The organism is Amycolatopsis sp. cmx-4-61 (genome assembly GCF_046548775.1).
Classification (GTDB): domain Bacteria; phylum Actinomycetota; class Actinomycetes; order Mycobacteriales; family Pseudonocardiaceae; genus Amycolatopsis.
Genome location: NZ_JAEBEI010000001.1, coordinates 1046531 through 1067234, shown reverse-complemented (window position 1 = coordinate 1067234; position 20704 = coordinate 1046531). Strand labels below are relative to the sequence as shown.

The 20704-nt window shown below is 70.3% G+C and carries 21 protein-coding genes; 7 read left to right on the top strand and 14 right to left on the bottom strand.

Going from position 1 to position 20704, the window contains the following annotated elements; genetic code table 11:
* Positions 1-37 precede the first annotated feature (37 nt).
* The gene (locus ACLJOU_RS05260; RefSeq protein ID WP_410563649.1) at positions 38-1078 is read right to left on the bottom strand and encodes an aspartate-semialdehyde dehydrogenase; all 1041 of its coding nucleotides are present in this window, start codon (positions 1076-1078) and stop codon (positions 38-40) included.
* A complete protein-coding gene (locus ACLJOU_RS05255) occupies positions 1078-2343 on the bottom strand; it encodes an aspartate kinase (RefSeq protein WP_410563647.1) in 1266 nt (421 codons plus the stop codon). Before ACLJOU_RS05255 ends, ACLJOU_RS05260 begins: the two co-directional genes overlap by 1 nt.
* 228 nt (positions 2344-2571) lie before the next feature.
* Here ACLJOU_RS05255 and ACLJOU_RS05250 point away from each other — a divergent pair, with 228 nt between their 5' ends.
* Positions 2572-3162 carry a nitroreductase family protein gene (locus ACLJOU_RS05250; RefSeq protein WP_410563645.1) on the top strand — a complete coding sequence of 197 codons (591 nt, stop codon included), beginning with the start codon at positions 2572-2574 and terminating at the stop codon, positions 3160-3162.
* On the opposite strand, the gene ACLJOU_RS05245 is transcribed toward ACLJOU_RS05250, so the two are convergent.
* Positions 3157-3525, bottom strand: a complete 369-nt coding sequence (locus ACLJOU_RS05245; protein WP_410563644.1) for a hypothetical protein — start codon at positions 3523-3525, stop codon at positions 3157-3159. The two genes, ACLJOU_RS05250 and ACLJOU_RS05245, sit on opposite strands and share 6 nt — an antisense overlap.
* 228 nt (positions 3526-3753) lie before the next feature.
* Between ACLJOU_RS05245 and leuA the strand changes: the two genes are divergently transcribed.
* Together leuA and ACLJOU_RS05235 are read left to right on the top strand one after the other, a co-directional pair.
* Positions 3754-5514 carry a 2-isopropylmalate synthase gene (gene leuA, locus ACLJOU_RS05240; RefSeq protein ID WP_410563643.1) on the top strand — a complete coding sequence of 587 codons (1761 nt, stop codon included), beginning with the start codon at positions 3754-3756 and terminating at the stop codon, positions 5512-5514.
* Positions 5511-6482, top strand: a complete 972-nt coding sequence (locus ACLJOU_RS05235; RefSeq protein WP_410563641.1) for a helix-turn-helix transcriptional regulator — start codon at positions 5511-5513, stop codon at positions 6480-6482. The genes leuA and ACLJOU_RS05235 overlap by 4 nt, the downstream gene beginning before the upstream one ends.
* A gap of 107 nt (positions 6483-6589) precedes the next feature.
* On the opposite strand, the gene ACLJOU_RS05230 is transcribed toward ACLJOU_RS05235, so the two are convergent.
* Together ACLJOU_RS05230 and ACLJOU_RS05225 are read right to left on the bottom strand one after the other, a co-directional pair.
* Positions 6590-7492 (bottom strand): SDR family oxidoreductase, encoded by a 903-nt coding sequence (locus ACLJOU_RS05230; protein WP_410563640.1) that lies wholly within the window; start codon positions 7490-7492, stop codon positions 6590-6592.
* Positions 7493-7578: 86 nt separating this feature from the next.
* Entirely contained in the window at positions 7579-8199 is a 621-nt protein-coding gene (locus tag ACLJOU_RS05225; RefSeq protein ID WP_410563638.1) for a peroxiredoxin-like family protein, read from the bottom strand.
* A 58-nt stretch (positions 8200-8257) separates the two neighbouring features.
* Between ACLJOU_RS05225 and ACLJOU_RS05220 the strand changes: the two genes are divergently transcribed.
* Positions 8258-8860, top strand: a complete 603-nt coding sequence (locus ACLJOU_RS05220) for a TetR/AcrR family transcriptional regulator (protein ID WP_410563637.1) — start codon at positions 8258-8260, stop codon at positions 8858-8860.
* On the opposite strand, the gene ACLJOU_RS05215 is transcribed toward ACLJOU_RS05220, so the two are convergent.
* On the bottom strand, positions 8850-9755 hold the full coding sequence (locus tag ACLJOU_RS05215) for a LysR family transcriptional regulator (RefSeq protein WP_410563634.1): 906 nt from the start codon (positions 9753-9755) through the stop codon (positions 8850-8852). The two genes, ACLJOU_RS05220 and ACLJOU_RS05215, sit on opposite strands and share 11 nt — an antisense overlap.
* Before the next feature lie 86 nt (positions 9756-9841).
* Here ACLJOU_RS05215 and ACLJOU_RS05210 point away from each other — a divergent pair, with 86 nt between their 5' ends.
* On the top strand, positions 9842-10732 hold the full coding sequence (locus ACLJOU_RS05210; protein WP_410563631.1) for an EamA family transporter: 891 nt from the start codon (positions 9842-9844) through the stop codon (positions 10730-10732).
* Here ACLJOU_RS05210 and ACLJOU_RS05205 read toward each other — a convergent pair.
* The gene (locus ACLJOU_RS05205; protein WP_410563629.1) at positions 10729-11376 is read right to left on the bottom strand and encodes a DedA family protein; all 648 of its coding nucleotides are present in this window, start codon (positions 11374-11376) and stop codon (positions 10729-10731) included. The two genes, ACLJOU_RS05210 and ACLJOU_RS05205, sit on opposite strands and share 4 nt — an antisense overlap.
* A gap of 607 nt (positions 11377-11983) precedes the next feature.
* Here ACLJOU_RS05205 and ACLJOU_RS05200 point away from each other — a divergent pair.
* Positions 11984-12343 carry a YciI family protein gene (locus ACLJOU_RS05200; protein ID WP_410563626.1) on the top strand — a complete coding sequence of 120 codons (360 nt, stop codon included), beginning with the start codon at positions 11984-11986 and terminating at the stop codon, positions 12341-12343.
* Positions 12340-13536 (top strand): RNA polymerase sigma factor, encoded by a 1197-nt coding sequence (locus ACLJOU_RS05195; protein ID WP_410563624.1) that lies wholly within the window; start codon positions 12340-12342, stop codon positions 13534-13536. Before ACLJOU_RS05200 ends, ACLJOU_RS05195 begins: the two co-directional genes overlap by 4 nt.
* Positions 13537-13584: 48 nt before the next feature.
* Here ACLJOU_RS05195 and ACLJOU_RS05190 read toward each other — a convergent pair whose 3' ends face one another.
* The 7 genes from ACLJOU_RS05190 to ACLJOU_RS05160 form a co-directional block, all read right to left on the bottom strand.
* Complete coding sequence (locus ACLJOU_RS05190; protein WP_410563621.1) at positions 13585-14697, bottom strand: ABC transporter ATP-binding protein; 1113 nt, start codon at positions 14695-14697, stop codon at positions 13585-13587.
* Positions 14694-15689 carry an ABC transporter ATP-binding protein gene (locus ACLJOU_RS05185; RefSeq protein ID WP_410563619.1) on the bottom strand — a complete coding sequence of 332 codons (996 nt, stop codon included), beginning with the start codon at positions 15687-15689 and terminating at the stop codon, positions 14694-14696. The genes ACLJOU_RS05190 and ACLJOU_RS05185 overlap by 4 nt, the downstream gene beginning before the upstream one ends.
* Positions 15690-15695: 6 nt before the next feature.
* Complete coding sequence (locus ACLJOU_RS05180; RefSeq protein WP_410563616.1) at positions 15696-16625, bottom strand: ABC transporter permease; 930 nt, start codon at positions 16623-16625, stop codon at positions 15696-15698.
* Positions 16622-17623 (bottom strand): ABC transporter permease, encoded by a 1002-nt coding sequence (locus ACLJOU_RS05175; protein WP_410563614.1) that lies wholly within the window; start codon positions 17621-17623, stop codon positions 16622-16624. The genes ACLJOU_RS05180 and ACLJOU_RS05175 overlap by 4 nt, the downstream gene beginning before the upstream one ends.
* 86 nt (positions 17624-17709) lie before the next feature.
* The gene (locus ACLJOU_RS05170) at positions 17710-19257 is read right to left on the bottom strand and encodes an ABC transporter substrate-binding protein (protein ID WP_410564734.1); all 1548 of its coding nucleotides are present in this window, start codon (positions 19255-19257) and stop codon (positions 17710-17712) included.
* Positions 19258-19717: 460 nt separating this feature from the next.
* Positions 19718-20206 (bottom strand): uridine kinase, encoded by a 489-nt coding sequence (locus ACLJOU_RS05165; RefSeq protein WP_410564733.1) that lies wholly within the window; start codon positions 20204-20206, stop codon positions 19718-19720.
* A gap of 52 nt (positions 20207-20258) precedes the next feature.
* A complete protein-coding gene (locus ACLJOU_RS05160) occupies positions 20259-20693 on the bottom strand; it encodes a DUF2304 domain-containing protein (protein ID WP_410563613.1) in 435 nt (144 codons plus the stop codon).
* Positions 20694-20704: the final 11 nt, after the last annotated feature.

Sequence of the window (20704 nt, the reverse complement as noted above, 5' to 3'; positions counted from 1 at the left end):
CCTCACCGCGCTCGGTGAGGGGCCTTCCAAAACGTCGTCAGAGCTGCTGCGCCACCAGCTCCGCGATCTGCACGGCGTTGAGCGCCGCGCCCTTGCGCAGGTTGTCGTTCGAGATGAACAGGGCCAGGCCGCGGCCGCCCTCGACGCCCTGATCGACACGGATGCGGCCGACGAAGCTCGGGTCCTGGCCCGCCGCCTGCAGCGGGGTCGGGATCTCCGAGAGCTCGACACCCGGCGCGTGCGCCAGGAGCTCCGTCGCGCGCTCGACGGACAACGGCTGCGAGAACTCCGCGTTCACCGAGATCGAGTGCCCCGAGAACACCGGCACGCGCACGCAGGTGCACGCTACGCGGAGGCCCGGGATGCTCAGGATCTTGCGGCTCTCATTGCGGAACTTCTTCTCCTCGTCCGTCTCCAGCTCGCCGTCGTCCACAATGGACCCGGCCATCGGCAGGACGTTGAAGGCGATCGGGCGGACGTACTTCTCCGGCTTCGGGAACTCGATCGCCGTGCCGTCGTGGGTCAGCAGCGACGCGTGCTCGGCGGCGGCGCGAACCTGCCCCGCCAGCTCGTCGACGCCGGCCAGCCCGCTGCCGGACACCGCCTGGTACGTCGACGCGACCAGCCGGACCAGCCCGGCCTCGTCGTGCAGCGGCTTCAGCACCGGCATCGCGGCCATGGTGGTGCAGTTGGGGTTCGCGATGATCCCCTTGCGCGCTTCCTTGATCGCCTGGGGGTTGACCTCACTGACGACCAGCGGCACGTCCGGGTCCATCCGGAACGCCGAGGAGTTGTCGATCACCGTGGCCCCGGCCGCCGCGAAGCGCGGGGCCTGCGCCTTCGACGTCGACCCGCCCGCGGAGAACAGCGCGATGTCCAATCCGGACAGATCCGCCGTCGCGGCGTCCTCGACCGTGATTTCGGTGTCACGCCAGGGAAGCTTCGATCCCGCCGAGCGCGCCGAAGCGAAGTAGCGCAGCTCGGCGATCGGGAACTCCCGCTCCGCCAGCAGCTTGCGCATCACCGCACCGACCTGGCCGGTCGCGCCGACCACCCCGACCCGCAGCCCGTCCGCCATCAGCGACCACTCCCCGCGTAGACGACGGCTTCTTCGTCGCCGCCGAGTTCGAACGCCTCGTGGATCGCGCGCACGGCGTCGTCGAGCTGCGCGTCCCGGATCAGCACCGAGATGCGGATCTCCGAGGTGTTGATGATTTCGATGTTGACGCCGGCCTCGGCCAGCGCTTCGCAGAACGTCGCCGTGACACCCGGGTGCGAGCGCATCCCGGCGCCGACCAGCGACACCTTGCCGACGTGGTCGTCGTAGAGGACCGACTCGAAGCCGATCTCCGCCTTGACCTTCTCGAGCTCCTTGACGGCCTTGGCGCCGTTGGCCTTCGACAGCGTGAACGTGATGTCCGTGCGGCCGGAGACGGTGCTGGACACGTTCTGCAGCACCATGTCGATGTCGATCTCGGCGTCGGCGATCACGCGGAAGATCCGGGCCGCGGCGCCGGTGTGGTCCGGCACCCCGGTCACCGTGATCTTGGCTTCGGAGCGGTCGTGCGCCACACCGGTGATCAGGGCTTGTTCCACGGGGATCTCCTCGATAGAACCGGTCACCGTCGTGCCCGGCTTGTCGCTGTAGGAAGAACGGACTCGGATGGGAACGCCGTAGCGGCGCGCGTACTCGACCGAGCGCAGGTGCAGGATCTTCGACCCGCTCGCGGCGAGCTCGAGCATCTCCTCGTACGTGACGGTGTCGAGCTTCTTCGCGTCCGGCACCACCCGCGGGTCGGCCGTGTACACACCGTCCACATCGGAGTAGATCTCGCAGACGTCGGCGTTCAGCGCGGCGGCCAGCGCGACGGCGGTGGTGTCCGAGCCGCCGCGGCCCAGCGTGGTGATGTCCTTCGTGTCCTGCGCGACGCCCTGGAAGCCGGCCACCAGCGCGATGTAGCCCTGCTCGAGCGCGTCGGTGACCCGGCTCGGGGTGACGTCGATGATGCGCGCGTTGCCGTGCACCGACGTCGTGACGACGCCGGCCTGCGAACCGGTGAACGACCACGCCTCGGCGCCCTGCGCCGCGATCGCCATCGCGACGAGCGAGTTCGAGATGCGCTCACCGGCGGTGAGCAGCATGTCCATCTCCCGCTCCGGCGGCGCCGGGTTGACCTGCTGCGCCAGCTCGAGCAGCTCGTCGGTGGTGTCACCCATCGCCGAGCAGACGACGACGACGTCGTTGCCCGCCTTCTTCGTCGCGACGATCCGCTCCGCCACGCGCTTGATCCGGTCGGCACTTTCCAGCGACGATCCGCCGTACTTCTGGACCACGAGGGCCACGCCCGAACCTCCTCGCGGGCCGGGCGGCTCCCTGGTGGGCACCGGAGAGCCCCCGCGTCCCATGATTTGAACTGGAGCCTACCGGGGCTTCGGCGGCCTGCCACCCTCTTGACGTGGGGCGCACCCGTCCGGCGGCGGCCTCGGATGTAAATCTTCCGCAACACCAACGCAATGCGCGGAGTCCTTCCTCCCGAGTGACGCACAGCACTCGTGGGTAGTCTCGGCGGGGTGCGGAAACCAGCTGTGACGAGCATCCCGATCGCGACCCTGATGGCGGAACGGTGGAGCCCACGGGCGTACGACTCTTCCGCTACGGTCAGCCCGGAGCAGGTGCGGGCCCTGCTGGAGGCGGCCCGCTGGGCGCCGTCGTTCGGCAACACCCAGCCGGCCCGTTACCTGGTGGGCGTCCGCGGAACGCCGTCGTTCGACGCGATCCTGGGGACGCTCAACTCGGGCAACCAAGCCTGGGCGCGCCGCGCGAGCCTGCTCTTGGTCGGCGTGATGGTGACGACCAACGAGAAGGGGGACGTCCCCTACGCGGAGTACGGGCTCGGGCTGGCGTCGGAGAACCTCGTGCTGCAGGCGGTGGAGCTGGGGCTGGTCGCCCACCAGATGGCGGGCTTCTCGCCGGACGCGGTGCGCACGTCGTTCGCCCTTCCGGAGGACGCGGTGCCGAAGGTGGCGATCGCGGTGGGGTCGCCGGCGTCCCCGGACGTGCTTGAGGAGGACTGGCGGATCGAGCGCGAGAAGGCCGAGCGGGTGCGGTTGCCGCTGGAGGAGTTCGCGTTCACCGGCCAGTGGGGCAAGCCGGCGCTATGACGCCCCGCCCACGCGGCGGATGACCTTGGCGAGGATGCCCGACACGACCATCCAGAAGATGGCCGCGATCCCGTAGTTCACCAGCACGCGCAGCTTCCCGTCACTCGGCGTGAACAGGTCGCTGAACCCCAGCGCCAGACTGTCCGCCCAGGACTTCACGAACGAGACGATGCCGTTCGCCGGGTTGGCCGAGCCCACCGTGAAGATCACGTGGATCACCAGGAAGGCGGCGAAGATCAATCCCAGCCAGCGGACGATCGACGCCACCAGCGAGGCCACCCGGCCCCCGGTCTGGCGCCAGTCGACGGCCGCGCGGCGGGAGACGCGCGTCTCCTCCGACGACGACTCTGCGTGCTCACCCATGCCCGCAGTTTCGCACGGTGGCACGCCGATTGCTACCCACAAGTAACCGTCCAGGTCACGAATCCGTCGCGGCCCGGCTTCCCTCCGCGCACCTTCGCTGGCTATGGTGGGGCCGTGGCGCGTGCTCTCCTGCTTCGCTGCCGCGACGGGGCCTGACCGGACCGGCTCCCCGTCGCGGGGCTTCGTGGTGCCGGTCGCACCCGTCGAGCTGGAGACACCCCAAATCCCATGAGCAAGATCCGCAAGCCTTCTCGTCCCGCGCCCGCCGGCCAGCCCGCCTGGAACACCCAGCGCGGCACCTCCATGCCGGTCCACCGCTACCGCCCCTGGTACGACCTGGTCGAGAACATCGACCTGCCCGACCGCACCTGGCCCGACAAGCGCATCGACCGCGCGCCGCTGTGGTGCGCCGTCGACCTGCGTGACGGCAACCAGGCCCTGATCGACCCGATGTCGCCCGCGCGCAAGCGCAAGTTCTTCGACCTGCTGGTCCGGATGGGTTACAAGGAGATCGAGGTCGGCTTCCCGGCCGCGTCCCAGACGGACTTCGACTTCGTCCGCGAAATCATCGAAGACCACGCCATCCCGGACGACGTCAGCATCCAGGTGCTGACCCAGTGCCGCCACGAGCTGATCGAGCGGACCTTCCAGGCCCTCGAAGGCGCGCCGCGCGCGATCGTCCACATCTACAACTCGACGTCGATCCTGCAGCGTCGCGTCGTCTTCCGCGAGGAGCGCGAAGGCATCAAGAAGATCGCCACGCAGGCCGCGGAGCTGGTCGTCGAGCTGGCCGCGAAGCAACCGGACACGGACTTCCGGTTCCAGTACTCGCCGGAGTCGTACACCGGCACCGAGCTGTCCTACGCGCTCGAGGTCTGCAACGCCGTCACCGACATCTGGCAGCCGACGCCGGAGAAGCCGGTGATCCTGAACCTGCCGGCGACCGTCGAGATGGCGACGCCGAACGTGTACGCCGACTCGATCGAGTGGATGAGCCGGAACCTGGGCCGCCGCGACTCGGTGATCCTCTCGCTGCACCCGCACAACGACCGCGGCACCGGCATCGCCGCCGCCGAGCTGGGCTACCAGGCCGGCGCGGACCGGATCGAGGGCTGCCTGTTCGGCAACGGCGAGCGCACCGGCAACGTCGACCTGGTCGCGCTGGGCATGAACCTCTACAGCCAGGGCATCGACCCGCAGATCGACTTCTCGGACATGGACGAGATCAAGCGGACGGTCGAGTACTGCAACCAGCTGCCGGTCGGCGAGCGCTCGCCGTGGGGCGGTGACCTGGTGTTCACCGCGTTCTCGGGCAGCCACCAGGACGCGATCAACAAGGGCCTCGACGCGCTGAAGGACGCCGCCGACAAGGCCGGCGTACCGATCGACGAGCACCCGTGGGAGGTCCCGTACCTGCCGATCGACCCGAAGGACGTCGGCCGCACGTACGAGGCCGTCATCCGGGTGAACTCGCAGTCCGGCAAGGGCGGCGTCGCCTACATCATGAAGGCCGAGCACCAGCTCGACCTGCCGCGGCGGCTGCAGATCGAGTTCTCGAAGGTCATCCAGCGCTACACCGACGCCGCGGGCGGCGAGGTCGACCCGGCGACGATGTACAACGCCTTCTCGGCCGAGTACCTGGAGCTGAAGACGCCGCTGGAGCTGGTCCGCCAGCACGTGCGCGACAACGGCGACGGCGAGTACGACATCACCGCCACCGTGCGCGTGGAGGGTGACGAGCACGAGGTCACCGGCCGCGGCAACGGCCCGATCGCGGCGTTCTTCGACGCGCTGTCGACGGTCGGGTTCGACCTGCGCCTGCTGGACTACAGCGAGCACACGCTCTCGCCGGGCGACGACGCGCGCGCCGCGTCCTACATCGAGTGCGCGATTTCCGACCGGGTGTTCTGGGGCATCGGCATCGACCCGTCGATCGTCACGGCGTCGCTGCGTGCGGTCGTCTCGGCGGTGAACCGCGCCAACCGGTGAAAGCGGAGCGGTTGGTCGCGCTGTTGTTCACGCTGCAACGCCGCCGCAGCGCGACCGCCGCCGAGCTCGCCGCGGAACTGGGTGTGTCGGAGCGCACGATGCACCGCGACCTCGCGGCCCTGCGTGACGCGGGCGTTCCCCTGTGGACGGAGCCGGGCCGCCACGGCGGGTTCCGCCTGGTCGACGGCTGGCGCGCCGGGCCCGACGGCCTCACCGCGCGGGAGGCCGTCGCGCTGTTCGCGCTGGGAGTGCCGTCCGCGCTGGCGGGACTCGGGTTGGACACCGCGGTCAGCGCGGCGCGGGCGAAGGTGTCCGCGGGCATGCCCGCCGAGCTGCGCGAACACGCGGCGCTGGTGGCGGGCCGGTTCCACCTGGACGCCCCGGGCTGGTTCGGGTCGGCCGACGAGCCGCCGGCCCTGGCCACGGTGGTCCAGGCGGTGTGGACGCAACGACGTATCGCGGTGACGTATCGCCGCCGGGACAAGGTGGCTTCGCGCGAGCTGGAGCCGCTGGGGCTCGTGCTGAAGGCGGGCGTCTGGTACCTGGTGGCGCGGGTGGTTCCGGACGACGTGCTGCGGACCTACCGGGTTTCGCGGATCCTCTCGGCCACCCGGCTGGAGGCCGCGTTCGAGCGGCCACCGGACTTCGACCTGGCCCGGTGGTGGGAATCGTCGTCGGCGGCGTTCGAGCAGGTGACCCGGCCGGTGCGGGTCCGCGCCCGGCTGAACCGGACGGCGGTGCGGGAGCTGCGCCGGGTCTTCGGCGGGGAGCACCTGGCGGACACGGTGGTTGCCCTCGGGACGCCGGACGCGGACGGCTGGGCCGAGGCCGAGCTCGCCCTGGAAGGGGACGAGATCGGCCTCGGCCAGCTGGTGGCGTTGAGCCCCGGGGTGGAGGTCCTGGAGCCGGCTTCGCTGCGCGCGGCGCTGGCCACGATCGGCGCGGAACTGGCCGCCCGCAACGGCTGATCCACCGGGGCCGGCGGTTGTGGACAACCTCGGTGGCGTGGGCGGGTTTGTCACCGCCCGCCGACAGGATGGAACTGGGGACGCCCCCCGGAGAGGGTGGGGGCCGCTCAGCGGTAGCCGGTCGTGTCCGCCGCCTTCCCCGCGTGCGCCACCTCCCGCATGTACCGCCAAGCGTCCGGCCGGCTGCCGTCCACGTCGTCCACTTTGTACTCCTTCGCCAGCTGTCCGCTGCTCACCGTCTGCCCGCTCCACCGGTCGCGCGCGGGATCCGCCGCCAGGGCCACCACCGTCCGGCCGCAGAACGTCGGTGTCTCCGAGATCGCGAAGTGCGGCACGCGCTCGCATGCGTCGCGCCAGTTGGCCTCCGTCACCCCGTAGTGCTCCAGCATCGCCTCCGACCGCAGGTAGCCCGGGGTGAACGCCACCGCCGTCGCGCCGAAAGCGGCCAGCTCCGCCGCTTGCCCGATCGCCAGCAGGTGCGCTGACGCCTTCGCCACGTAGAACGGCAGCGAAGTGCCTTCGCGGTACTTCGCGTTGTACTCGGCCGTGCCGTCGGTCAGCTCCACGACCAGGCCGCCCGGGCGGTCGATCAGGCGCGGGAGCAGGAAGTGGCTGGTGATCAGGTGCGCGTCGATGCCGAGGCGGATCATCCGCAGGCCCGCGTCCAGGTCGTGCTCCCACACCGGCTTGGCCCAGCCGAGGTGCTTGTCGCCGCCCCAGAGGCCGTCGATCAGGATGTCCAGGTGGTCGATCCGCTTGGCCAGCGCCTCGACCTCCTCGGGCACCAGGTGGTCGACGCGGATCGCTTCCGCCTGCCCGCCCGCCCGCTCGATCAGCTCGGCCGTCTCCTCGATCGTCTCCGGGCGGTCCACTTCGGACCGTCCCGCGCGCGTCGTCCGGCCGGTCACGTACACGAAGGCGCCCGCGCGGCCCAGCTCGACGGCGATCGCCCGGCTCGCGCCGCGCGTGCCGCCCGCCACCAGGGCGACTTTTCCGGAAAGTGTGTCCATGCGCCCAGCCTCACGGCGAACCATGACAGCTCCTGTCATGGTTTCGCCGGGGCTTCGGATCGTCACCGAACGCCGGAATCAGCCACTCAAAGAGACTTGACCGCCTCCAGGATCGCCGCCGGCTCGGTGCGCGTGACGAAGTCGGGGTGGACGTCGACGAACCGGATCACCCGGTCCCGGTCGACCACCACGACCGCCGGGTGGACCAGTTCCCAGGTGCCGTTGACCCGCTCGAGGTCGGTGCCGAGGGTCACCATCGCGGCTTGCACCGGAGCGGACACCGGGTAGCTCAGCCCGAGCCGCCGTGCGACCGTGCTGCCGGCGTCCGAAAGCACGGGGAACGCCAGGTCCGGCACCGGGCCGTCCGGCCGCTGCGGGCTGATCGCGACCAGTCTCGCCCCGAAGCGCGCCAGCTCGGGCAGCAGTTCCTGCTGGTACGTGCGCAGGGTCAGGTTGCAGTACGGGCACCACTGGCCGCGGTAGAAGACGAGCACCGCCGGCCCGTCGGCGACGAGCTCGGCCAGGCTCGTCGGCGTCCCGCCGGCCCCCGGAAGCGTGAAGTCCGCGAGCTTGTCGCCTTCCGCGGCGACCTCCGTCCCGGCCGCGCGGCGCCGGTCCGCTTCGAGGACCTCGGCGATCTCCGGCGGCAGCGCGCTCCGGAGCTGGTCGTTGAGGCCGCCGAGTGCGCCGGCCAAGTCCGTTCCCACTGTGAACCCCCATCGAATGTACTGATCGGTACAGTGGCCGAACTGTACTATCCGGTACATGGAGACGCAAGCGGCTTCGACCCCGCGCGGCAAGCGGACGCGCGACGCGATCGTCGACGCGGCCGCGGCGCTGATGTACGTCGACGGGGTCGCGGGCACCAGCGTCGACAAGGTGCTCGCCGCGAGCGGGGCCGGGAAATCGCAGATGTACCACTACTTCAAGAACAAGGAACAGCTGGTCGGCGCCGTGATCGACCGGTACCTCGAGCAGATACTCGGCAACCAGCCGGCGATCTTCACGCTGTCCTCCTGGGCCGATCTCGAGACGTGGACCGAGCAGCTGCTGGACGTCCACCGCCGCGCGGGCGGGCCGATCGCCTGCCCGCTGGGCAACCTCGCCGGCGAAGTGGGCGACAACCCGAAGCTCGCGCCGATGGTCGACCAGGCCTACCGGACGTGGGAGTCGCACCTGGAGCGCGGGCTGAAAACACTGCAGGACAAGGGGGAGCTCGCGCCCGACGCCGACCCGGCGCGGCTCGCGCAGGCGGCGATGACGTCCGTCCAAGGTGGACTGCTGCTCGCCCACATCCGGCACGACCTCACGGCGCTGGAGGACGCGCTCGGCATCGCGCTGGCCCACCTGCGCGGCTTCAAGCGGTGAGCTGACCGACTTCGGCGCGCAGTTCTTCGATCACCTGGGCCACGGCCGGCCGCTGGCGCGCGCCGGTGCGGCAGACCGCCTCCACCAGCCTTGCCGCCCGGATCCCGGCCAGCGGCCGGGCGACCAGGCCGCTGCCGCGGCCGGTGTGCATCGTGTACCGCGGCAGCAGCGCGATCCCGTGCCCGGCCGCGACCAGCCGTTCGGTGATCCGGAAGTCGTTGATCCGCTGCACCACGACCGGCCGCACACCGGTGCGGATGGTCAGCGAGCGCAGCACGTCGTCGACCGGGAAGCCGAATTCGACGCTGATCCAGCGTTCGTCCGCCAGCTCCGACAGCTCGACGCGGCGCCGGTTCGCCAGCCGGTGCCCGACCGGCAGCGCGACGTCGAGCGGCTCGCGCAGCAGCGGCACCACGTCGAGCCGCCCGGAGTCGAACTCGGGCGCGTGCTCGTCGCGGTGGGCCACGACGATGTCGTAGTCCGCGACCAGGCCCGGCACCTCCGGCGGCGTCATGTCGACGTCCCGGACGTCGACCTCCAGGCCGTCGTACCCGGCGACGCGGGTCAGCAGCCCCGGCAGCAGCATCAGCCCGGCCGACTGGAAGATCGCGATCCGCACCCGCCCGCGCGGCGCGCTGCGGTAGGTGTCCAGTTCGGACTCGGCCCGCTCGAGCGCGGCGAGCACCTCGTCGGCGCGGGCGACCAGGGCGCGGCCCGCGTCGGTCAGCCGCAGCCCTCGCCCGGCCGGCTCCGTGAGCGGCAGGCCGACTTCGCCCTGCAACGCGCGCAGCTGCTGCGAGACGGCGGACGGCGTGCAGTGCAGCGCCCGCGCGGCCGCCGTCACGCTGCCGCGGTCGGCGAACTCGCGCAGGGTGCGCAACCGGCCCAGATCCACGCGCCCACTGTACTTGAAGCACAGCTACAAGGTCCCTGCAGATATTCTCGCTGGTCCTTCACGATCAGCGTTGTCAGAGTGGAGGCATGCCCGCTCGTGATCGCCTGCTCGCCGTGCTCGTCGCCGTCCTCTGGGGCCTCAACTTCCTGGCCATCCACGCCACGCTCGGCCAGTTCCCGCCGGTGTTCGCGGGCGCCCTGCGGTTCGCCGTCATCGCCGTGCCGACGATCCTGTTCGTGCCGTGGCCGAAGGTGAAGGTGCGGCACCTGCTCGGCTACGGCCTGGGCTTCGGCACCGGGCAGTTCGCGTTCCTGTTCATCGCGATGGACACCGGGATGCCGACCGGGCTCGCGTCGCTGGTGCTGCAGGCGTCGGCGCCGTTCACGGTGCTGCTCGGCGCGGTCTTCCTGCGCGAGCGCGTCACCGGGTACCAGCTGGCCGGCATCGCGCTGGCGGTGGCCGGGATGGCCGCGATCGCGTGGCAGCAGTCCGGCCACGCCGCCCTGCTGCCGATGATCCTGACGCTGCTGGCCGCGCTGAGCTGGGCGTTCGGCAACCTGAGCACGCGCAAGGCCGAGCCGGACAACCCGCTGCACTTCACGCTGTGGATGTCGGTGGTGCCGCCGCTGCCGATGTTCGCGCTGTCGCTGGTCATGGAGGGCCCGGCCGCGCAGTGGCGGTCGCTGACGACGCTCGGCACCCCGACCGGCCTGACCGCGCTGGGCGGGCTGGCCTACGTGGTGCTGATCGGGACGGTGGTCGGCTCGGGCCTCTGGACGACGTTGATGCGGCGCAACCCGGCGGGCGTGGTGTCGCCGTTCTCGCTGCTGGTGCCGGTGGTCGGGCTGACGGCGTCGTTCCTGCTGCTGGGCGAGCGGCCGACCTGGCTGGAGGTCGGCGCCGCGGTCGTCGTGATCGCCGGGGTCCTGCTCGGGTCGCTGCGGATCGCGCCCAAGCGCGAGCTCGTCGCGGTCTAGGCGGCGGTCTCTTCCTGCTTCGGGGCTTCCGCGTCGCTCTTGTGCTCGCGGCCGAGGCGCTTCTTCATGACGACGAAGACAACCGCACCGATCACGATGGCCGCCACCAGGCCGTACTTGGAGAAGTCGCCGAGCCACTTCTCGGCGGCCTCGCCGACGTAGTAGATGAGGGCGGTGGTGCCGCCTGCCCAGGCGATGCCGCCGAGCGCGTTGGCGATCAGGAACTTCGGGTAGTGCATGCGCAGCGACCCGGCGAGCGGGCCGGCGAGGATGCGCAGGAACGCGATGAACCGGCCGAAGAACACGGCCCACATGCCACGCTTGTTGAAGATCCGTTCGGCGTTGGCGATGTGCGTCGGCCCGAAGTGCTTCGGGAACTTCCGGCCGGCCCAGGCGAACAGCCGCTGCCCGCCGGTCTTCCCGATCAGGTAGCCGATGCTGTCCCCGACGATGGCGCCGGCACTGGCCACGACCCCGACCCACAACGGGCTCAGGCTCGGGTGGCTCAGGGTGAGCAAGGCGGCGCTGACCAGCACGACCTCGCCGGGCAGGGGAATGCCGAGGCTTTCGATCATGATGACCCCGCCGACGATCAGGTACACCGAGATCGCCGGGATCGACGCCAGCCACTGGTCGATGTGCACAGCCCGTACCCCCTGGTACCTACGTCCGGATTGGTGTTCGCTTTCCGAAGAGTACCGGGGGTGGTGCGGGCGGGGCGGCATCCTCAGGTATTGCCCGGGGTACGACTTTGGTCGGGGTCGGCGCGGCTTGCTCCAGCACAGGGGCCGGAAAGGAGCTCGCGGGAGCGCTCGGCGGGAAGGCGTTTTTTCACCCGACGTGAGCGGGCACGGGCTTTTCCAACCCGACGCTATGGGCCCACCCAGCGGGCACGCGCCTCTCCAACCCGGCACCATCGGCACCCCAGCGAGCACACCCCCCTGCCGACCCGATACGCAGCCGCATCAGCGGCCGTCGCGCCGGGTCAAGGCACGCTTTCCCGCCTTGACGCGGCGCGACGGCCGTTGAACAATCCGGCGTTCGGGTCGGTGGAAGGGCCTGACTCAAGCTATCCACCGAGTTGTCCACAGCCTCCACCCCCATGTGGACAACTCTCCCCAAAACTCCCCGATCAGCCAGTTCCGTCGGTGGGCGCCGATAGACTGGACTTGGGCACGCCCCCCAGGGAGGGTGGGGGCGCGGCCAGGGGGCTTCAGCCGGGTGGATCCGGACGTCCTCGAGGAGGCTCCCGTGAAATACGTGGTCCTGATCTACGGCAACCCCGACTCGCGCGCGGCCTGGGAAGGGATGAGCGACGACCAGCGGGCCGCCGGGCTCGCCCACTACCGGCGGCTCAACGACGAGCTCGATGCCTCCGGTGAGCGCATCGTCTCCGAACGGCTCGCCTTTCCCGAGCTCGCCAAGCGGGTCAGCGGCGGGATCACGACCGACGGGCCCTTCGCCGAGGCCAAGGAGTTCCTCGCCGGCTTCTACCTCCTCGACTGCGACATCGAAGACCGCGCCCTCGAGATCGCCGCAAAGCTTCCGGAAGCCTCCTTCGGTGCCGTCGAAGTGCGGCCGGTGATGGGGTTGGCCGGGCCGGAGCTGTGACCGACGTCGAACGCCTGCTCCGGGAGCTCGCGCCGCAGGTGCTCGGCGCGGTGGTCCGGCGGTACGGCGACTTCGATGCCTGCGAAGACGCCGTCCAGGAGGCGCTGGTCGCCGCGGCTCGGCAGTGGCCCGCCGATGGCGTTCCGGATCACCCGAAAGGGTGGCTGATCACGACCGCGGCCCGGCGGCGGATCGAGCAGTGGCGCAGTGAGACCGCGCGGCAACGGCGGGAAGTGACCGTCGCGCTGGCCGAGCCGCCCGATCCGGAGCCGGTCAGCGGGGTCGACGACACCCTGACCCTGCTCCTGCTCTGCTGCCACCCCTCGTTGACGACGCCGTCGCAGGTCGCCTTGACCTTGCGGGCGGTCGGCGGACTGACGACGGCCGAGATCGCCCGGGCCTTCCTCGTCCCCGAGGCCACCATCGGCCAGCGGATCAGCCGCGCGAAACAGAAGCTGCGCAGCGAGCGGCTCACCGGCGACCGGCGCCCCGAACGGCTGGCCGCGGTGCTCCAGGTGCTCTACCTGATCTTCACCGAGGGCCACACCGCCAGCTCGGGCGACGCACTCAGCCGCGTCGACCTGACGACCGAGGCGATCCGGCTGACCCGGCAGCTGCGCGCGGAACTGCCGGACGACGGCGAGGTCACCGGCCTGCTGGCGCTGATGCTCCTGACCGAGGCCCGCCGCCCGGCGCGGACGGACGCGGCCGGCGCGCTCGTCCCGCTGGCCGAGCAGGACCGCACGCGCTGGAACCGGGCGTTCATCGACGAAGGCGTCGCCCTGATCACCCGGGCGCTGGCGACCGCGCCCGTCGGCCCCTACCAGCTGCAGGCGGCGATCGCCGCGGTGCACGACGAGGCCGCCACCGCCGCGGAGACCGGCTGGACCGAGATCCTCACCCTCTACGACCTGCTGCGGGTCGTGGCGCCCGGGCCGATGGTGACGCTGAACCGGGTGGTGGCGTTCGCGCAGGTCCACGGCCCCGAAGCCGGGCTCGCGGAGCTGGCGGAAGCCGCGCAGGACTCCGCGCTGGCGCAGCACCACCGCGTCGACGCGATCCGCGCGCACCTGCTGGAGCTGTCCGGGGACGCGCCCGGCGCCCGCGAGGCGTACCTGGCCGCCGCGCGGCGGACGCTGAGCCTGCCGGAACAGGCGTACCTGCAGTCGCGGGCCGCCGAGCTGGCGACGTGAAAACGGCCGGCCGGGCAACGCCCGGCCGGCCGTGACTTCAACGGAACTTCAGAGGATCTCGGCGGAGGTGCCGACATCCGGCGGGCCCAGGTCGGGGTTCAGCGCCCCGGTGAGCTCCACCAGCTCCGGCTCGACCTCGTGCGGCTGGATGCGCCCGTCGCGGATGTCCTCCGCGTAGTGGCACGCCACCCGGTGCCCGCCGCCGATTTCGCGCAGCTGCGGGCGGTCGGTGTCGCACAGGCTCGCCTGCCGCCACGGGCAGCGCGTGTGGAAGCGGCAGCCCGACGGCGGGTTCGCCGGCGAGGGCAGGTCGCCGGCCAGCAGGATCTGCTCGCGGGTGTCCTCGACCACCGGGTCCGGCACCGGGATGGCCGACAGCAGCGCCCGCGTGTACGGGTGCAGCGGGTCCCGGTACAGCGAGTCCGCGTCGGTCTCCTCCACCAGCGCGCCGAGGTACATCACGCCGATGCGGTCGGAGATGTGCCGCACCACCGCGAGGTCGTGCGCGATCACCACGTAGGTGAGCCCGAGCTGGTCCTGCAGGTCCTCCAGCAGGTTGACCACCTGGGCCTGCACCGAAACGTCCAATGCGGACACCGGCTCGTCGGCGACGATCAGGTCCGGCTCCACCGCCAGCGCCCGCGCGATGCCGATGCGCTGGCGCTGACCGCCCGAGAACTCGTGCGGGTACTTCCGCAGCGACGTCTCCGGGAGGCCGACCGCGGCCAGCAGCTGCCGCAGCCGCCGCTGGGTGGCTTCCTTGTCCTTGTCGAGGCCGTGCGCGTGCATGCCCTCGAGCAGGATGGACTCCACGGACTGGCGAGGGTCCAAACTGGACATCGGGTCCTGGAAGACCATCTGCATCCGGCGCCGGGCCTTCCGCAGTTCCTCGCCCTTGAGCTGGGCGACGTCGGTGCCGTCGAACTTCACCGAACCGGCGGTGGGCTCGTTGAGCCGCAGGATCGCCCGGCCCAGCGTGGACTTGCCGCAGCCGGATTCGCCCACCAGGCCGTAGGTTTCACCGCGGCGGATGGCCAGGTCGACACCGTCGACCGCGTACACGTGCCCGACCGTCCGGTCGAACACGATGCCGCGCTTGATCGGGAAGTGCACCTTGAGGTCGGTGACCTCGAGCAGCACGTCACCAGCAGGACGGGTCATCGGGCTCCTCCTCCCGCGGCGACCGGCGGCCGCACGGGGTTGTGACAGCGCAGCAGTCCGCCCTGGTCGGGCGCCAGCTGCGGCTGGACCTCGCGGCAGACCGGCAGCGCGTTGGGGCAGCGCGGCGCGAACGCGCACGCGTGCTCCCACGGGATGTTGTCGGACACCGAGCCCCGGATGGGGATCAGCTTCTCGCCGCGGCCGGCGTCCAGGCGCGGGATCGAGGCGAGCAGGCCGTGCGTGTACGGGTGCCGCGGCTCGGCGAAGAGCTGGTGCCGCTGCGCGCGCTCGACGATCTTGCCGCCGTAGAGCACGTTCACCTCGTCGCACAGCCCGGCGACGACGCCGAGGTCGTGGGTGATCATGATCAGCGCGGTGCCGGTGTCCTGCACCAGTTCCCGCAGCAGGGCCAGGATCTGCGCCTGAATGGTGACGTCGAGCGCGGTCGTCGGCTCGTCGGCGATGAGCAGCCGCGGACGGCACGCCAGCGCGATCGCGATCAGCGCGCGCTGCCGCATCCCGCCCGAAAGCTGGTGCGGGTACTCGGAAAGCCGCCGGGACGGGTCCGGGATGCCGACCTTGTCGAGCAGGTCAACCGCTTCGGCGGACGCCGCCTTGCGCGACATCCCGCGGTGGCGCTCCAGCACCTCGGTGATCTGCAGCCCGATCGGGATGACCGGGTTCAGCGAGGACAACGGGTCCTGGAACACCATGCCGAGGTCGCGGCCGCGACGGTCGCGCATTTCCCGGTCGGACAGGCGAAGCAGGTCCGTGCCTTCGAAGCGCACCGAACCGCTGACCTTGTTGCCGCGCTTGGCCAGCAACCGCATGATCGCCAGGGACGTCACGGACTTGCCGCAGCCGGACTCGCCGACCAGGCCGACCGTCTGGCCCGGCTCGACGTCGAAGCTGACGTTGTCCACCGCGGTGAACGACTGCTCGCCACGGCGGACGAACTGGACCGTGAGATCACGGACCTCAAGGAGTGCCATGGGGGTTCACCGCCTGTTCTTCGGGTCGAGGGCTTCGCGGAGGGACTCGCCGAGCAGCGTGAACCCGAGCGCGACGATGATGATCGCGATCGCCGGGTAGTACGCCAGCTCGGGCCGGACGTCGAGGAACTGCCGGGCACCCTTGCTCAGCATGATGCCCCACTCCGCCCGGTTCGGGTCCGGGTCGCCCAGCCCGAGGAACGACAGCGCCGCGGCCTCGAGGATGGCGGTCGCCAGGGTCAGCGTGGCCTGCACGATGACCGGGCCGAGCGAGTTCGGCAGCATGTGCCGGAACACGATCGCGCCGCGCTTGACACCCAGCGAGGTCGCTGCGAGGACGTGGTCGCTGCCGCGCTGCACCAGCATCGAGCCGCGCAGCAGCCGCGCGAAGATCGGCACGCCGATCAGCGACACCGCGAGGATCACCGTCCACTGGCTGGGCTTGGCGAACAGCGCCGCCACCGAGATGGCCAGCAGCAGCGACGGCACCGACAGCATGACGTCGACGAGTCGCATGAGGACGGTGTCGACCCAGCCGCCGAAGGCGCCGGCCAGCCCGCCGATGATGACGCCGAGGAGCACGCCGATCACCGTTGCCAGCACACCGACGAGGAGGGTGTTCTGCGCGCCGGCGATCAGCCGCGACAGCTCGTCGCGGCCGAAGTCGTCCACACCGAGCGGGAAACCCGGCTGCGAGCCGGGGATGATCCCCTGGCCGAGTGCGACCTTGTCCTGCAGGTACCGCTCGAAGGGGTCCTTCGGCTCGACCAGCGGCGCGAAGATCGCCAGCAGCACGAACAGGCCGGTGATCACGGCACCGGTGATGGCGACCGGGCTGCGCAGCATGCGCCGCAGGGCTTCGCCGCCGAGGCTGTGCCCGCTCGCCGCGGCCAGCTTGTCGATCGGCTCCTTCTTCTTGTTCAGCAGAGTGTTCATCGCACACGCACCCTCGGGTCGATGATCCCGTACGAGACGTCGACCAGCATGTTCACCAGCACGTACACCAGCGCGCCGAAGAGCAGCAGCGCCTGGAGCCGGGGGTAGTCACGCCGTTCGATGCCTTCGGCCAGCAGGAACCCGAGGCCGCGGAAGTTGAAGACGCGCTCGGTCAGCACCGCGCCGCCGAGCAGCGCGCCGGTCTGCAGGCCGATGGTGGTGACCACCGGGAGCAGGCCGTTGCGCAGGACGTGCCGCCGCCGGACGACGGGCTGCGTGAGGCCCTTCGAGTTGGCGGTGCGGATGAAGTCCTCGTTGAGCACTTCGAGCACCGACGCGCGGGTGATCCGGGTGATCACCGCGAGCGGGATGGTCGCGAGCGCGAACGCCGGGAGGATCAGGTGCTTGATCGCGTCCCAGACGGCGTCCCACTCGCTCGTCATGATGCCGTCGAGGACGGCGAAGTTGGTGACGGCGGTGGCGTCCAGGCCCGCGGTCTGCCGGCCCTGCGACGGCAGGCCCAGCGGCCCGGCCAGCAGGTCCTGCATCATGTAGCCGAGGAAGAAGACCGGGACCGCGACGCCGATCAGCGTCAGCACGATGATCACGTTGTCGGCGGCCCCGCCGCGGTAGCGGGCCGAGAGGTAGCCCGCCGGGATGCCGATCAGCACCGCAACGATCATCGCGGAGATTCCCAGCTCGATGGTGGCCGGCAGGAACGTGCCGATCTCCGACATCACGGGCTGGGTGGAGACCAGCGAAGCACCGAAGTCACCGGTGATCGCGCGGCCGAGGAACTTGAAGTACTGGATGATGACCGGCTGGTCGAGCCCCAGCACGTGGTTGAGGTTGGCGATCTTCTCCGGCGTGGCCTTGTCGCCGAGGAGGGCGGCCGCGGGCCCTCCGGGCAGCGACCGCAGCCAGGCGAAGACCAGGATGGACAGGATGAGGAGCGTCGGAATCGCTTGTAGCAGCCGACGCACGAGAAAACGGAGCACTTGCAGTCCTTAGGGGCAGCCCGTTGCTTACGGACATGGGGTGGGCGCGGTAGCGCCCACCCCATGCCTCGCGGCGCGTGGAACCGTCAGTTCACGGTCACGGTGTTGAACCGCTCGTCGGTCAGCGGGCTGGCGACCAGGCCCTTGACCTTCGGGCCGACCACGATGGCGGGCGGGCCGTAGGAGATCGGGATGGCGGGCAGGTAGTCCATGATCTGCTTGTTGACGTCCTGGTACGCCTTGGCGTGGGCGTCGCCGGCGGGCGAAGCGTCCGCGGCGGCCAGCGCCTGGAACAGCTGCGGGTTGTCGAACCCGAACTCCGGCTTCTTGCGGCCGAAGAAGGTGCCGACGAAGTTCCCGGCGTCGTTGTAGTCACCGGTCCAGCCGAGCAGGTGCAGGTCCTGCTTGCCGAACTTCTGCACGTCGTCCTTGTAACCGCCGTTCCACGGCTTGGCGACGGCCTCGACCTTGACGCCGATGGCCTTCAGGTCCTCCGAGATCGAGGTGAAGACGTCCGCCGGGTTCGGCATGTACGGCCGGGTGACCTCGGTCGGGTAGTAGAACTTCAGCGTCAGGTTCGACGCCCCGGCCTCGGAGAGCAGCTGCTTGGCCTTCTCCGGGTTGTACGGGTACTTCGTGACCTCGTCGGTGTAGCCGGAGATCGTCTTGGGCACGAACTCGGTGGCCACCTCGGCGCCCTCGGGCAGCTTGCTCTTGACGAACTGCTCGCGGTTGATGCCGTAGGCCAGCGCCTGGCGGACCTTGACGTCCTTCAGCTTCTCACCGGCCGGGCCGGACTGGTTGATGCCCAGGTAGAGCACGTTGAACGGCGGGCGCACCAGCACCTGCTCGCCCTCGTTGCGCAGCAGGCCGTAGTCCGCGGGCGCCGGGTAGTCGTAACCCTGGATGTCGCCGGCCTTGAGCGCCTGCTTGCGGGCGTTCTCGTCCGGGATCACCTTGAAGATGAGCTTGTCGAGCTTGGCCGTCTGGGTCGGGCTGGTGTCGTTCTTGGACAGGGTGATCTCACCCTTGCCCTGGTCCCAGCTGTCGAACTTGAACGGCCCGGTGCCGACCGGGTGCTTGTTCGCGTACTCGCTGTAGGTGAACGAGTCGCCGGACTGGGTGACCTCGTCGGACTTGTACTGCTTGAGCGCGGTCGGGCTCTGCATCGCGAACGAAGGCAGGGTGAAGGCCGCCGGGAACGCGCCCTTCGCCTTGTTCAGGTTCACGACCGCGGTCGCCGGGTCCTTGGCTTCGCAGCTCTTGTAGACCGGGTCGCCGTACTCGTCGCTCTCGTTCTTGGCGAAGCCGCCGAAGACGTCGGCGTAGTAGATCATCTGGCTCTGGGCGGCGGCGCCCTTCATGTTGTACCAGCGGTCGAAGTTGAAGCAGACCGCGGTCGCGTCGAACGGGGTGCCGTCGGAGAACTTCACGCCCTGCTTGAGGGAGAAGGTCCACGTCTTGCCGTCGTTGCTCGGCTCCCACTTCTCGGCCAGGGAGGCCTCGAGGTCGGCGGTGCCCGGCTTGTTCTGGATCAGCGTGTCGAAGATCTGCCGGGTGATCCGGAAGGTCTCGCCCTCGTCGTTGAAGATCGGGTCGAACAACTTCGGGTTGCCGGCCGCGCCGAAGATCATGGTGCCCCCGGAACCACCCCCCGCGCCTTCGTCACGCTTGGATTCCGCACACGCGGACAGCGAGACCGCGAGCGCGCCGGCGAGCCCGATCAGGGCCACGCGGCGTGTCCGGGTCAGCCGCAATTGCTGCATCTGGCACCCCTTGGGAGATGTTTCGGGTTCAAAGTCACCGTCCGGTCGGTCAGGAACTCGACGGACGATCGGTGTGCTCGCCGACACTAGCGGGAACTCGGCCCGCACTTAAGCACGTGAGGTTACGATCGCGCTACGTGGACGTCGATTTGACCGCAATGTGTCCGTAAATCGCGACAGAATGTGACCATTTGCCGTCTTCGGCTGCGTCCGGTGTCCGATCACTGACACAGATGGCGGTACCAACATTGGTCCGGACGTGTATCCGGCTACGCACCGCTGGATCGATCCGGAACCTTTCGCACACGCTGCGTGACCACTTCGTCCCCTACGAAAGTCGGGTTCCGGCGGCTTCGGGGGTGCCGTCGACGGCGAACCAGCCGCGCTCGAACCGTTGCCACCGCGCCAAATCCGCCCGCGCGGCCGCGCCGTCGCGCTCGACGGCCCTGGCCAGCCGCTCGGCCTCCGAGCCACCGGAGAGCCAGCAGAGGTGGGAGAGCAGGGGCCTCGCCGAAGCCCGGCCGCTCGAAACGCCCTCCAGCACCAGCACGTCCGGCACGGGCACCCGGACGAGCTCGCCGGGCCGGGGTGCCCCGGTGGACCAGTCCATTCGCCGGTACGCCCCCGCCACGCCGGCGGCCAGCGGACGCAGGACGCCGTCGAGGAGCTGGGGCCACCACGCGACCGGGTGATCCCAGGTCGCGAAGGCGTCGGTGCTGACCAGGGCCGTCCGGCACCCGCGGGCCGTCAGCCGGGCGACGACGTCGGCGGCCAGCGTGGACTTCCCGGCGCCCGACGGGCCGTCGATGGCCAGCACGCGCACCGATCCCAGCCGCGCGGGCGCGGCGAGCAGGGCGTCGATCAGCGCGTCACTTGCTGACGCGCTCGACCTCCGGGAGCCCTTTGACGTCGTCGGGAGCCGCCGTCTTCGCTTCGAGCTCGGCGATCCGGCTCGCCAGCTCGCGGCGGGTGTCCTCGAGTTCGCAGCGCAGCAGCGCGATCTCCTCGACCGACGTGCGCACCTCTTCCTCGAGGTGCCCGGTCTCGGTGGACAGGTGCAGCGACACGAGCGCCAGGACGACGCCGGCCAGGAGGAAGACGAAGTTCGACGGGGTTTCCACCCCGGTCAGCCGGGCCAGGAACTGCGCGGCCGCCGGGATCGCGGCGAGCACCACGACGCCGATGGCGACGACCAGCCACACGCCCGCGTACTTCTCCCGCAGCTTGCGCCGCCGCATCATCTCGATGACGACGAAGAGCACCAAGCAGGCGATGACGATGCTGAGGATGCGCCAACCGGCCATCTTCCCAAGCT